12 protein-coding genes are annotated in these 12,457 nt (G+C 57.1%); 10 read left to right on the top strand and 2 right to left on the bottom strand.

Annotated features, from left to right (window positions below):
* The first annotated feature begins 165 nt into the window (after positions 1-165).
* The 10 genes from RBR60_RS02685 to RBR60_RS02640 all read left to right on the top strand — a co-directional run bounded on the left by RBR60_RS02685 (position 166) and on the right by RBR60_RS02640 (position 9,031).
* A complete protein-coding gene (locus RBR60_RS02685) occupies positions 166-354 on the top strand; it encodes a DUF2065 domain-containing protein (protein ID WP_320354237.1) in 189 nt (62 codons plus the stop codon).
* Positions 355-424: 70 nt separating this feature from the next.
* Entirely contained in the window at positions 425-1,483 is a 1,059-nt protein-coding gene (queA, locus tag RBR60_RS02680) for a tRNA preQ1(34) S-adenosylmethionine ribosyltransferase-isomerase QueA (protein WP_320354235.1), read from the top strand.
* 103 nt (positions 1,484-1,586) lie between these two features.
* On the top strand, positions 1,587-2,711 hold the full coding sequence (gene tgt / locus RBR60_RS02675) for a tRNA guanosine(34) transglycosylase Tgt (RefSeq protein WP_320354234.1): 1,125 nt from the start codon (positions 1,587-1,589) through the stop codon (positions 2,709-2,711).
* A gap of 61 nt (positions 2,712-2,772) precedes the next feature.
* Positions 2,773-3,960, top strand: a complete 1,188-nt coding sequence (locus RBR60_RS02670) for a pyridoxal phosphate-dependent aminotransferase (RefSeq protein WP_320354232.1) — start codon at positions 2,773-2,775, stop codon at positions 3,958-3,960.
* A 15-nt stretch (positions 3,961-3,975) separates the two neighbouring features.
* Positions 3,976-5,019: a thiamine ABC transporter substrate-binding protein gene (locus RBR60_RS02665; protein ID WP_320354231.1), complete on the top strand. Its 1,044-nt coding sequence runs from the start codon at positions 3,976-3,978 to the stop codon at positions 5,017-5,019.
* Positions 4,995-6,155 carry an ABC transporter permease gene (locus RBR60_RS02660; protein ID WP_320354229.1) on the top strand — a complete coding sequence of 387 codons (1,161 nt, stop codon included), beginning with the start codon at positions 4,995-4,997 and terminating at the stop codon, positions 6,153-6,155. Before RBR60_RS02665 ends, RBR60_RS02660 begins: the two co-directional genes overlap by 25 nt.
* Positions 6,098-6,673, top strand: coding sequence for an ABC transporter permease (locus tag RBR60_RS02655; RefSeq protein WP_320354228.1), 576 nt, complete (start codon positions 6,098-6,100; stop codon positions 6,671-6,673). Before RBR60_RS02660 ends, RBR60_RS02655 begins: the two co-directional genes overlap by 58 nt.
* Positions 6,673-7,737 carry an ABC transporter ATP-binding protein gene (locus RBR60_RS02650; RefSeq protein WP_320354227.1) on the top strand — a complete coding sequence of 355 codons (1,065 nt, stop codon included), beginning with the start codon at positions 6,673-6,675 and terminating at the stop codon, positions 7,735-7,737. Before RBR60_RS02655 ends, RBR60_RS02650 begins: the two co-directional genes overlap by 1 nt.
* A 141-nt stretch (positions 7,738-7,878) precedes the next feature.
* Positions 7,879-8,442 (top strand): manganese efflux pump MntP family protein, encoded by a 564-nt coding sequence (locus RBR60_RS02645; protein WP_320354225.1) that lies wholly within the window; start codon positions 7,879-7,881, stop codon positions 8,440-8,442.
* 10 nt (positions 8,443-8,452) lie between these two features.
* Positions 8,453-9,031, top strand: coding sequence for a manganese efflux pump MntP family protein (locus tag RBR60_RS02640; RefSeq protein WP_320354223.1), 579 nt, complete (start codon positions 8,453-8,455; stop codon positions 9,029-9,031).
* Here RBR60_RS02640 and RBR60_RS02635 read toward each other — a convergent pair.
* Positions 9,028-10,398, bottom strand: coding sequence for a sigma-54 dependent transcriptional regulator (locus RBR60_RS02635; protein WP_320354222.1), 1,371 nt, complete (start codon positions 10,396-10,398; stop codon positions 9,028-9,030). The genes RBR60_RS02640 and RBR60_RS02635 overlap by 4 nt on opposite strands.
* Entirely contained in the window at positions 10,370-12,193 is a 1,824-nt protein-coding gene (locus tag RBR60_RS02630; RefSeq protein ID WP_320354220.1) for an ATP-binding protein, read from the bottom strand. The genes RBR60_RS02635 and RBR60_RS02630 overlap by 29 nt, the downstream gene beginning before the upstream one ends.
* Positions 12,194-12,457: the final 264 nt, after the last annotated feature.

Genomic DNA, 12,457 nt, shown 5'->3' with positions numbered 1-12,457 from the left:
ATTAGTATGATGACGCCCTTGTGTCAATCTTCTTACGCGTTTTCGGAGGCTCTCCCCTGCCTTTTATCCTTTACAAGGCGGGGAAAAAATTGGAAAAGGACGACTGCGTATCTTAAGCCGGGGATTGGCGGGTAAAAGCGGAGTGGTTTTTTATGGGAGGCTTGCATGGCTTTTTTTTTGTGTGTGATCGGTATGGTGATGATTGTGGAAGGAATTCCCTATTTTGCCTTTCCTGACAGAATGAAGGCTGTGCTGGCCCAGATGCTTCGGGTTCCGGACGCAAGGTTGCGACGCTTCGGGGCTGTACTCATGCTGGTGGGCTTGGTTCTGGTATACATGGGCCGAAGAAGCTGAGGCGCTTTCGGACCTGGGACGGCCTTTGGATATGTATCAAGAATGTGTACTGCCTTATGATGGATACCCCATGTTTTTTCTTTCGGATTACGCCTACACCCTGCCCCAGGAGCTCATTGCCGCCCATCCCGCACCGGAGCGGGATGCTTCCCGCCTTCTGGCGCTCAATCGACTCAGCGGCTCCATGGAACATCGGTATTTCCGGGATCTCCCCCAGCTTCTGCGGTCCGGGGATCTTCTCGTACTCAACGATACACGGGTGATTCCTGCGCGGCTTCAGGGTAAAAAGGAGACGGGCGGTCGGGTGGAAGTCCTGATCCTTGATTATGTGGGCGGATGTGAGGCCCTGGAAAAAGAAGGAGTATTCCGCTGCGCCTGCCTGGTGCGGGCTTCCAAGAGACCCCTTGTGGGAAGTTTTCTTTTGATCGGAGAGCGAATCCGGGCTCAGGTGGAGGCCCTGGAGGTGGACGGTTCGGCGCGGCTTGCCTTTTACAGTGAGGATCCTCTCCCCCAGGCCCTGCTGGATGCGGGCAGTCTGCCCCTGCCGCCCTATATTCTCCGGGATTCGGAAGATCCAAAGGACAGGGGAGATTATCAGACCGTGTACGCCCGCCATGCCGGAGCCGTGGCAGCACCTACGGCGGGACTGCATTTTACGGAAGGCCTGCTCCGGGATCTGGCGGATCAGGGCGTGGAAATCCGTCGACTGACCCTGCATGTGGGGTACGGCACCTTTGCCCCGGTTCGGGTGGAAGACATCCGCACCCACCGCATGCACAGCGAGCGCTTTGAGATTTCCGGGGAAACGGCGGCGGCCATCTGCCGGGCCAAGGCTGAGGGCCGCAGAGTGGTAGCTGTGGGCACCACCTGTGTGCGTACACTGGAGTATGCGGGCCGTGAAGGGCGAGGTGTTACGGCGGGAAAGGGTTCTTGCGATCTTTTCATTTATCCTGGTTTTGATTTCAAGATTGTGGACGCCATGCTCACCAATTTTCATCTGCCGGAAACCACCCTCATGATGCTGGTTTCCGCCTTTGCCGGGTATCAGCCCATCATGGCTGCCTACAGGGAAGCCATTGCCCGGCGTTACCGCTTTTTCAGTTATGGGGACGCCATGTTCATTGGCTGATGCGGTTTGGGAAGGCCTGAGCGCGCAGCGGGCCGGAATTCCTTGAGCCTTTATCTGGGTCCAGATCCGGGACACTCTGGATCCCGACCTTTCAGGATATGTTATGCTGACCTTTGATCTTCAGGCCCTCTCATCGGACTCTTCCGCACGTGCGGGCTGTATGCATACCCGCCATGGGAGGATTGAAACCCCCATCTTCATGCCTGTGGGAACCCTGGGAACGGTGAAGGCCTTAAGCCCGGAAGATCTTTCGGCCTGCGGGGCTCAGATTATTCTGGGAAATACTTACCACCTTTACCTGCGTCCGGGTTCCGAGGTTCTTTCCCGTTTTGGCGGGCTGCATGGTTTTATGCACTGGGAAAGGCCCCTTCTTACGGACTCCGGGGGATTTCAGGTTTTTTCCCTGGCCGGGCTTTCCAAAATTACGGATGCGGGGTATCGTTTCCAGTCCCACATTGATGGTTCGGCTCATCTTTTCACGCCTGAGTCCGTGGTGGCCATGCAGGATGTGATCGGATCGGACATTCTCATGTGCCTTGACCAGTGCATTCCCTATCCTGCGGACCGGAAACTGGCGGAAGAGGCTCTGGAGCGTACGGGCCTCTGGGCCTTGCGCTGCAAGGAGTCCTGGCAGCGTGATACGGGATGCCGTAACAGTCTTTTTGGCATTGTTCAGGGGGGGATGTTTGCGGATTTGCGTAAGCGCTCCGCAGAAGCCTTGGTATCCATGGATTTTCCCGGTTATGCCATTGGTGGGCTCAGTGTGGGGGAACCCACGGAGCTGATGTATGAGATGGGAGCCCTGACCCTGCCGCTTCTGCCACAGGGAAAGCCCAGGTATGTGATGGGCGTGGGAACGCCGGAAAATCTTGTGGAATTGGTTTCCATGGGCGCGGACATGTTCGACTGCGTCATGCCCAGCCGCAATGCGAGAAATGGCAAGCTTTTTACCCGTTTTGGCGACATCAATATCGCCAACAGCCGGTACCGCATGGATGAAAAACCCCTGGATGAAAGTTGCAGCTGCTATACCTGCACCCATTACTCCCGGGCCTATCTGCGGCATCTGTATAAATCTCGGGAGCTTCTGGCTTACAGGCTGAACACCCTGCATAATATTCATTATTACCTGGATCTGATGCGGAAGATGCGGGCTGCAATCCTGGAAAACAGGTTCCGCGCTTTCCGTGCGACATTCCTGGAAGACCGATCGCGGGGGCTTGGCTGACCCAGGCACCCACGCGCAGAAAACCCCAGAGCATCACCCACTGACCATGAAAGGAAAAGAGATGAGCATCACCAAGAAAATGGAAGGGTTCATTGAAAAGTCCTCCTGGATTCGCAAGATGTTTGAGGAAGGCGCCCGCCTGAAAGGGCTTTATGGGGCAGAGAATGTTTTTGATTTCAGCCTGGGCAATCCCAATGTGCCGCCGCCTGAGGCTTTTGGTAAAACCCTTGAAGCTGTGGCTGCGGACAATCCGGAAATGATCCATGGCTATATGCCCAACCCCGGTTATCCGGATGTGCGGGCAAAGGTTGCAGCCCAGGTGAGCCTGGAGCAGGGGATGACCGTGACCGCAGATGAAATTCTCATGACCTGTGGCGCTGCGGGCGGCCTGAATGTGATTCTGAAGAGTATTCTGGAGCCAGGCGATGAGGTGGTCACGCCTGCGCCCTATTTTGTGGAATACAATTTTTATGCGGATAATCATGGGGGCAGTGTGAAGGTGGTGAAAACCAAACCGGATTTCACGCTGGATCTTGCTGCCATTGAAGCGGGAATCTGTGATCGGACGCGGGCCGTGCTCATCAATTCGCCCAATAACCCCACAGGCCAGATTTATTCCAGGGAAAGCCTGGAAGCCCTGGGTCGGATGCTGGATCAGAAGAGCGCTGCCCTGGGCCGTACGCTGTACCTCATTTCCGATGAACCCTACCGGAAAATTACCTATGAAGGCCTGGAAGTCCCTGGTGTTTTTCCCTGTTACCGCAATACCCTGGTGACCACTTCCTATTCCAAGGACCTTTCCCTGGCGGGTGAGCGTATCGGATATGTGGCCATCTGTCCTGCGGCGGACGCCCGGGATCGTCTCATGGCGGGTATGGCCTTGGCCAACCGTATCCTTGGTTTTGTGAATGCTCCTGCCCTCATGCAGCGGGTGGTGGGCCAGCTCCAGGGCGTGACCGTGGACATTGGCGAATACGCTCGCAAGCGCAGCTTGCTCTGTGATGGACTTCGGGAGGCGGGTTATGAATTCACCCTGCCCGCAGGCGCTTTTTATCTTTTCCCCAAAAGTCCCATTGCCGATGATGTGGCCTTTGTCCGTCTTTTGCAGGAAGAAAAGGTGCTGGCCGTTCCTGGTTCCGGCTTTGGTGGACCTGGGCATTTCCGTTTAAGCTTTTGTGTATCCGATGCCACCATCACAGGTGCTATGCCCGGATTCAAAAGGGCCATGGAAAAATCCAGAAGCCTGTAGGAAGAGGAGGGGAAGATGGGGTTTTTCCGGAAAATTTTCTGGCTGCTTGCCCTGGGCTGTCTTGGCGTTCTTCCCCTTCAGGCTTCGGAGGGGCGGGTTCTGCGGGTCATGGCCCATGACAGCTTTACCCTGGATGCCGCTCTGGTGCGGGCCTTTGAAGAAACCCATGGGGTGAAGGTACGTTTTCTGAAAGCCGGAGGCACGGGCGCAGCCCTGAATCAGGCTATCCTGAGCCGGGGGAAACCCATGGCGGATGTCTTTTACGGCGTGGACAACACCTTCATGGGCCGGGCTCTGGCTGCGGATATTTTCGAACCCCACGCCTCCGCCCTTCTGGAATCCGTTCCTGAAGCCCTGAAAATGGATGCCTCCTTCCGGCTTCTGCCCGTGGCCCATGGGGATGTCTGCCTTAATTATGACAAGGCCTGGTTTGCGGAAAGAAAGCTTGCGCCTCCCGAAAGCCTTGCCGACCTTCTTAAGCCCGCATACAAGAATCTTCTTGTTGTGCAGAATCCGGCCACCTCGTCTCCGGGTCTTGGCTTTTTGCTGGCCACAGTGGCGACCTTTGGTGAGGAGGGGTACCTTGATTTCTGGAAAGGGCTGCGGGCCAATGGGGTAAAGGTGGTGTCCTCCTGGAAGGAAGCCTATTGGGGGCATTTCACGGCTGCCTCCAAGGGGGACAGACCCCTTGTGGTCAGCTATGCCTCAAGTCCTGCGGCGGAGGTACACTTTTCTGATAAAAAGCCGGAGGAAAGCCCCACAGCCGCTATCACGGCTCCTGGAACGGGATTTCGGCAGGTGGAGTTTGCCGGGATTCTGAAGGGAACGGCTGTGCCGGATCTGGCCGCCCTCTGGCTGGACTGGATGCTGGATCTGCCTGTGCAGGAAAGCATCCCCTTGGCTATGTTCATGTTTCCCGCCAATGAAAAGGCCGCCCTTCCCGAGGTGTTCACCCGCCACGCCAGAAAACTGGAGGGCCAGGGCGGGCTTTCACCAGAGCGCATGGATGCCCTGCGGGAAACCCTGATGGATGAATGGACCCGGGTGGTACTCCGGTGAAACGGGCTTTTGTGGTAAAGGGCTTTTTGTTTCTCCTTCCGGCCCTTTTTCTGGCCTATGTGTATTTTTATCCCCTGATCTGCATCGGAAGTCTTGGATTCCGGGGCCTTGAGGCCGGGGATCCAAGACTTTTCCGTTTTCTGGGCAGTGGTGATCTGTTCCGCATCCTGGGCTTTACCTTCTGGCAAGCCTTGCTCTCCACTTTTTTTACCCTGGTGATCGCCCTGCCCGGAGCCTGGGCCTGGGCCCGCTGTTCCTTTCCGGGAAGGAATCTTTTTGCTCTGCTCGCAAGCCTGCCCTTTGTGCTGCCTGCGGTGGTGGTGGCTGCGGCTTTTTTGTCTCTGCTTGGGCCTTCGGGGCTTTTTGCGGATTTTTCCCGTTTTCTGTGGGGAAGACCCCTCTTCCTGGAAGACTCCCTGATGCTTGTGATTCTGGCCCATGGTTTTTTTAATTACGCGGTGGTTTTTCGTATTGTGGGTGGTTTCTGGGCGCGAATCCCCGAATCCGTATGGGAAGCGGCGCGGGTTCTGGGGGCGGGAAATGTGAAGGGTCTTATGCATGTGGCGCTGCCCCTTCTGGCTCCTGCTCTTTTTTCCGCCTCGCTTCTGGTTTTTCTGTTCTGCTTTTCAAGCTTTGGCGTGATCCTCATGCTGGGCGGGCCAGCCATGAACACCCTGGAAACGGAAATCTACCGCAGGGCGGTGCATCTTTTTCAGCTTCCTGTGGCCGCCCTTCTGGCCTGTGTGCAATTGGCGCTCAATTTTATGGTGATTGCCGTGCAAGGGCGTCTGGAAAGGCGTTTTCGCACCACCATGGCCTTTTCCGGAGGACGGCAACGGCAGGGAGGGGGCCGACGAAGCCGTCTTGCCGGAACTCTGGCTCTGGTTTCCGGGTTTCTCATCGCCCTGCCCCTGCTGGCCATGGCGACAGCCTCCCTGCGGGTGGGGATGCCTGGTCCTTTGGCGCGTACACCGCACTTTTCCGGGAGGTGGGGGATGGTCTTTTTCTGGTATCCCCTGCTGCGGCCATGGGCCACTCCCTTTTCTTTGCCTTGGGGTCCCTGGGCCTGGGGTTGGGCATGGGCCTCTGCGCGGCCCTTTTTCTTTCTGGCCGGGATTCCCGTTTCCGGGCTGTGACCGAATCTCTGTTCATGCTGCCCCTGGCCACCTCCGCCGTACCGCTGGGACTGGGCTTTATTCTGGCCCTGCACTGGCCCCTGGATCTGCGGGGAACCCCCCTTCTGGTCATTCTGGCCCACAGTCTTGTGGGCTTTCCCTTTGTGATGCGGGTGCTTCTGCCCGCTTTGCGCAGTGTGCCCAGGGATCTCCGGGAAGCAGCCACCACCCTTGGGGCTTCGCCCTGGACCTCCTGGTGGCGGGTGGAGCTGCCCCTGGTGCTGCCTGCGGTGGGCGTTGCGGCTCTTTTTGCCTTTACCGTGAGTCTGGGAGAGTTCGGAGCCAGCCTTTTTGCCGTACGGCCTGAGCTTGCCACCCTGCCGGTGAGTATCTACCGTTACCTTTCCCATCCCGGTCCCCTGAACTATGCCAAGGCCATGGCCATGGGAGTTTGGCTTATGATTATGACGGCAGGCAGCTTCTGGCTGATTTCCCGTCTCATGGGGCTGATGCGGGCGGGCGGTGCACAGGATGAATGATGCGTATTCTGCTTGAAGTGAAAGATCTTGAAAAATGGCATGGACCCCTGAAAACCCTGGACGGGGTTTCCCTTTGTCTTGCGGAAGGGGAGATTCTGACCCTCCTGGGACCCTCAGGAGGTGGAAAGACCACGCTGCTGCGCATCCTTGCAGGGCTTGAAAATCCGGATGCAGGCTGGGTGCGCCTTTCCGGCCTGGATCTGGGGCCACTGCTCCCTCACCAGAGAGGCGTGGGCCTGGTTTTTCAGGACGCGGCCCTTTTTCCCCACCTTCATGTCGGTGCCAATGTGGCCTTTGGCCTGCGCATGGCGGGTATGGCCAAACGGGATATCCGGGACAGGGTGGGAGAAATGCTGGATCTTGTGGGGCTTTCCGGTATGGAAAGGCGGCGTGTGAACGGACTTTCCGGCGGCGAGCGTCAGCGAGTGGCTCTGGCCCGGAGCCTTGCGCCCTCTCCGAAGCTTCTGCTTCTGGATGAGCCTCTGGCGGCCCTGGACCGCAACCTGCGGGAGCGTCTGGCCCGGGACCTGCGATGGATTCTTAAAAAAAGAGGGCTTACCGCCATCTTTGTTACCCATGATCAGGAAGAAGCCTTTTTTCTGGGAGACCGCATTGCCGTATTGCTGGAAGGGCGTCTGGTGCGCATGGATACGCCCGAAATCCTTTCCATGAATCCCGGAAGTCTCGCTGTGGCGCGTTTTCTGGGAGAGCCCAATGTTTTCTCCGCAGAGGAGTTACCCCCGGTCCTTCGGGCTTTTTTTCCGGATCTGCCCGCTGACGCAGGCCTTCTTATCCGGCCGGAGCGCGTCCGCCTGCTGGAAGATGGGATGCAGGGGCAAGGGGTAGGGATTTTGGGGACTGAAGGGGAAAAGAAGGGGGAAAAAACTTCCCCCTGGCTTTGGGCCCGGGTGGGGGAACGCCGTTTTTTTGGCGCGTTTTTCCGTGTGGATCTGTATTTTGACGCAGGTTTTACCCTTACTTCCCGACTGCCCGTATCCGTGCTTCCGCCGGAACAGGGGAGGCGGGTAAGGGTTTTTCTGGAGCAGGCATGTTTGTTGCATTGAAACAGGGACAGGGTGCTCTTTCCAGGGCGACAGGCTTAAAACATTCGATTTTTAAGCTTTTTGGGCCAGGCGCCGAAAAGAAGGGGCAGGAGCCGGTGGTGAAAGGTCAGGCCGGATCATTCAGCAGAGGGGAGGTTCCCCATGTGTCCCGTTCAGATGCTTCTTATTTCCATGATCCTTGCAACGGACGCCTTTGTCCTTTCCCTGAGCCAGGGACTTCGTATGGAAAGGGTGGCATGGGGACGGGCATTCCGTTTTTCCGGAGTTCTTGGTTTTTTCCAAGGAGGCATGCTCCTGGCAGGCTGGACCCTGGGGCAGGCGGCCGGAGTCTGGTTGTCCGGCTGGTATCCCTGGCTGGTTTTTGTCCTGCTTTTCGGAATCGGCGGAAACCGTATCCGCTGTGGTCTTCGTCGGGGCGTGTGCGTGGCGCGCTATTGTCGTTTTTCCCTTCTGCCTCTGGCCCTGATTCTCAGTCTGGATGCCTTTTCCGTGGGTGTGGGCCTTTCTATCCTGCCCCATGCCATGGTGACCCTGGCCTCTCTTGCTGCGGGGGTGGGTATGGGAATGGCCTTTGGTGGCCTGTTCCTGGGGCGTTTTATGGGGGATTTTCCCTGGATACGTCCTTTTTCCGAGTGCGCGGGAGGGGTGTTCATTCTGGCCCTTGCTTTCCGCGCCCTGCCCCTTTCTTCCTATCTGACCCTGTAGGCGGTAAGGCATGACCCTTTTTCATCTGCTTGCCATATCCCTGGCCCTTGCCGTGGATGCCTTTGCCGTTGCCCTTGCCGCAGGCATTCGGATGAAACGGATCGGGCCGAGGACGATGCTGCGGTTATCCTGGCATTTTGGTTTTTTTCAGGCAGGCATGGCCGGGCTTGGCTGGAGCTTTGGCCTGGGATTACGGGATTTTCTCCAGCCCTGGGATCACTGGCTGGCCTTCGGGCTGCTCTGGCTCGTGGGGATCAACATGATCCGATCGGGTCTTCAGGGAGAGGAGGGGATGGAAGAAGGGGTGGATCCCACGCGGGGGATGACCCTGGTTCTTTTATCCGTGGCCACAAGCATTGACGCCCTGGCCGTAGGCTTTTCCCTTTCTGTTATGGAGATTTCCGCAACCCTTCCTCTCCTGGTCATTGGCCTTGTGGCCTTTTTTATGACCGGCCTGGGTATGTTCTGGGGCTACCGCATGGCAAAGAGCTTTGGTGTTGGCGTCTGGGCTGAGGTGCTGGGCGGGCTTGTGCTTATGGGAATCGGAATCCGGATTGTGCTGGAACATACGGAGTGGCGTTTTTTTTAAGGGGTGCTGTCCGGCATCATCCCATAGCTTTTGAGTTTTTTGTGCAGGGTCTTGCGCGTGATGCCAAGCTGCCTTGCGGTTTCACTTTTGTTGCCGTCCAGGGCGTTCAGGGTTCGGATGATGGTGGCCTTTTCTACTTCTTCCAAAGGCACAATGGCTTCGGCTTCCTGGGGTGCAAGGACAGGCAGGCTGTCTGTGCTGGAAAAGTCCGGCAGAAGAATGGCTGCATCCAGATAAGCCCCTGTGGACAGCACCACCGCCCTTTCAATGGCGTTCATCAGTTCCCGTACATTGCCTGGCCAGCTGTGGCGAAGCATGCGATCCATGGCCTGGGGAGAAAACCCTTTGATGTCTTTGCGGTTTTTTTCGGAAAAATCCTTGAGAAAACGGTCGGCCAGCAGGGGAATATCCTCCCGTCTTTCCCGTAAGGCGGGCAGCCTGAGGGTCACGACATTCAGACGGTAATAGAGATCCTCCCGGAAGGATCCCTCCTTCACCATGTCTTCCAGGGGTACGTTGGTGGCCGCCACCACCCGCACATCCAGACGAATGACCTCTTCCCCCCCCACCCGCGTGAGTTCCCTTTCCTGCAGAACCCGTAAAAGCTTGGCCTGCATGCTCATGGGCATGGAGCTGATTTCATCGAGAAAAAGGGTGCCGCCGTGGGCCTGAACAAAACGGCCTTCCTTTCTCCTGTCCGCACCGGTGAAGGCCCCCCTTTCGTGGCCGAAAAGTTCGGATTCGAGAAGGGTTTCTGTGATGGCCGCACAGTTGATCTTCACAAAGGGACCGTTTCTTCGGGGACTGTTGTAATGGATGGCTCCGGCCACCAGCTCTTTTCCTGTGCCGGATTCCCCGGTGATGAGAACGGTGGCTTCCGCCGGAGCCGCCTGGGTGAGGGTTTCAAGGAGCTGACGCATGGCCGGGCTGTTGCCCACAATGTTTCTGCGGTCAAAGAGCTCTCCGGCCTGGGCCTTCAGCCTGTAGTTCTCATCCTTGAGCCGCACATGTTCCATGGCGCGGAGCAGGGTGATTTTCAGTTTTTCAAAATCCAGAGGTTTGGTGAGGTAGTCGTAGGCGCCTTTTTTTAAGGCTTCCACGGCCGTATCCACGGAGGCATAGGCCGTCATGAGGACAATGGGAATGGCGGGGTTGATCTTGCGTATGGCGTCCAGGGCCTCAATCCCAGACATGCGCACCATGCGGATGTCCATGAGAATCAGGTCAAAGGCGCGTTTTTCCACCGCAGCAATGGCTGTATCGCCGTCGTCTGCGGTGTGGGTTTCGTAGGCCCAGGTTTTAACCATGGTTTCCAGCATGGTTCTGTGGGCGTGATCATCATCCACGATGAGGATGGCAGGACGCATCCTGAATATCCTTTCCAGGAAAAATAAGGGTAAAGGCGCTGCCTTGCTGGGGCGTGGAAGATACCACAATTTTGCCGTGGTGGGCTTCCATGATGTTGTGGGCGATGGCAAGGCCAAGACCCGTACCCGAAGACTTGGTGGTGAAGTAGGGGTCAAAAATATGAGGCAGGGCGTTTTCTTCCACGCCTCTGCCCGTATCACGGACTTCAATGCGGACCTCCGTATCCAGAACCTGGCTGGAAACGGTGAGAATGCCGCCGTCTTTCATGGCATCGATGGCATTGAGAAAGAGGTTCAAGAGTACCTGCCGGATGCGGTCTTCGTCAAGATAGAGATGCAGGTCTTCGGAAATCCGATTTTCAAGATCAACCTGCGCGTTGGCCGCAAGGGAGCTGACCAGCTGCAAGGTGGCTTCGGCAAGGTTGCGGATGCAGGCGCATCGCCTGGAGAGGACCACGGGCCTTGAAAAATCCAGAAGCTGCCCCACCACTCGGTTGAGGCGGTCCACTTCCTGGATCATGATATCGGCAATCTTGCATTCTTCCGGGTTGTTGCCATGGCGTTGGCGGAACAGGGTGGCAAAGCCTTTGATGGAACTCAAGGGGTTTCGGATTTCATGGGCCACCCCTGCGGCCAGTTTACCCACGGTGACCAGGCGCTGGTTCCGGAGAATTTCTTTTCTTAGGGCGTCGATTTCGGAAAGATCCCGGATGAGAAGCATGATGCCGCCGGTTTCGTCTTCCCCTGCGGGAGCGATGCGGGAGAGGGAGGCTTCCAGGCGCAGGGGGGTGTCCTCCCGGAGACAGGGAATTTCCCGATAAAGGCCTTCACCCGAAAGGGCCGGAGAATGAATATCCGCAGAAAGGAGAAAGTCGAAAAGCGGGGGAGGAAGTACCATGCGGGCCGGGGTTCCGGGAAGGGGGGGGGCAATGCGTAAGAGTTTTTCTGCAAAGGGATTGAGGGTTTTGAGCATGAGCCTGTCGTCAAAGGCCATGAGTCCCATGGGCATGTTTTCCACAAGGTGGTTGGAAAAGGCCCTGACCCGGGAAAGGGTGCTGCGGGTGAGCTGAAAACTCTGGAACAGGAGTACAAAGACAATCCCTGCAAACCCCACAAGGAGCATCATGCCGCTCATCAGGAGAGAATGCCACATGTCAGATACCCGGGCCCGCTCCACGTTGTGCATGTCGAGTCCGATGAAAATCATGAGTTTTTCTTCGGGCATGCGAGGCATGGCGGCGAGAACGGGGTCCAGCCCTGTAAGAAGGCGCAGACGCTGCTGGAGGAGGTTATCCTGATCCGGATCCGGGAGAAAGGGACGGTACACTTCAAAAACCGGTGGATTGTCACTGCTCTGGAGGATGCGCCAGTAGAGGATGTTGCGGGTACGTCCGGAATCAAAACTTTCCTGGACCTGGGGAGGGGGGGGCAGGAGAGTCTGCTGGATCTGCATGCCAACCCGCTCCGGTTGGCTGTGGGCGATGATGGTACCGTTTTCACGGATCACAAACAGGTACCGGATATCGGGTTGTCGGGCCGTTTCCTGGAGAAGGTGCTGGAGCCTGAATCCCTGCCACTGGGCCGTGGCGATGCCCGTGCGTGTGCCTGCCTCAAAGGCGCGGATGAGGGCAGCTCCCTTTTCCAGCAGGAGGCGATAGGCGCTTTCCTTCTGACTCTGAATGGTATTGAAGGTGGCAAATCCCACAAGGGGGAAAAGAACGAGGGAGGCGCCGGCGACAACCCAGGGTGGGAAGGAGGCCCAGAACCGGTTGGAAAAGATTTCCGCAGCTTTCATATCAAGAAAAAATCCCGTTGGAGGTTTGCGGCGTATGTCTGGCCCGGGGACCAATGCCGCAAGAGTGTAGCAAAATCCGGACCGTAAGAAAATAAAGGGTTTTGGGGGGGAAAGGGACAGCACTCTGTTTAAAAAGTATCCAGGATGAGGCGCAACGTGGGAAGGCTGTTTCTTTTTTATCCGGTACCAGCCGTTTTTTTGGGTTTTCCAGCGAAAGGAAGGACGGGTTCAGAACGGTGGGAAATGTGGACGCAGGCGAGGCCC

Source organism: Desulfobotulus sp., from assembly GCF_034006065.1.
Lineage (GTDB): Bacteria > Desulfobacterota > Desulfobacteria > Desulfobacterales > ASO4-4 > Desulfobotulus.
Note: the sequence above shows the minus strand (reverse complement) of the source record. Positions and strands in the feature narration are given on the sequence as shown.

Bases quoted from the DNA above. Each gene is read 5' to 3' on its own strand.
- RBR60_RS02670 (WP_320354232.1), top strand. From the start codon at position 2,773: ATGAGCATCACCAAGAAAATGGAAGGGTTCATTGAAAAGTCCTCCTGG.
- tgt (WP_320354234.1), top strand. From the start codon at position 1,587: ATGCTGACCTTTGATCTTCAGGCCCTCTCATCGGACTCTTCCGCACGT.
- RBR60_RS02640 (WP_320354223.1), top strand. From the start codon at position 8,453: ATGACCCTTTTTCATCTGCTTGCCATATCCCTGGCCCTTGCCGTGGAT.
- RBR60_RS02635 (WP_320354222.1), bottom strand. From the start codon at position 10,398: ATGCGTCCTGCCATCCTCATCGTGGATGATGATCACGCCCACAGAACC.
- RBR60_RS02650 (WP_320354227.1), top strand. From the start codon at position 6,673: ATGCGTATTCTGCTTGAAGTGAAAGATCTTGAAAAATGGCATGGACCC.
- RBR60_RS02660 (WP_320354229.1), top strand. From the start codon at position 4,995: ATGGACCCGGGTGGTACTCCGGTGAAACGGGCTTTTGTGGTAAAGGGC.
- RBR60_RS02645 (WP_320354225.1), top strand. From the start codon at position 7,879: ATGTGTCCCGTTCAGATGCTTCTTATTTCCATGATCCTTGCAACGGAC.
- RBR60_RS02665 (WP_320354231.1), top strand. From the start codon at position 3,976: ATGGGGTTTTTCCGGAAAATTTTCTGGCTGCTTGCCCTGGGCTGTCTT.
- RBR60_RS02630 (WP_320354220.1), bottom strand. From the start codon at position 12,193: ATGAAAGCTGCGGAAATCTTTTCCAACCGGTTCTGGGCCTCCTTCCCA.
- RBR60_RS02685 (WP_320354237.1), top strand. From the start codon at position 166: ATGGCTTTTTTTTTGTGTGTGATCGGTATGGTGATGATTGTGGAAGGA.
- queA (WP_320354235.1), top strand. From the start codon at position 425: ATGTTTTTTCTTTCGGATTACGCCTACACCCTGCCCCAGGAGCTCATT.
- RBR60_RS02655 (WP_320354228.1), top strand. From the start codon at position 6,098: ATGGGCCTCTGCGCGGCCCTTTTTCTTTCTGGCCGGGATTCCCGTTTC.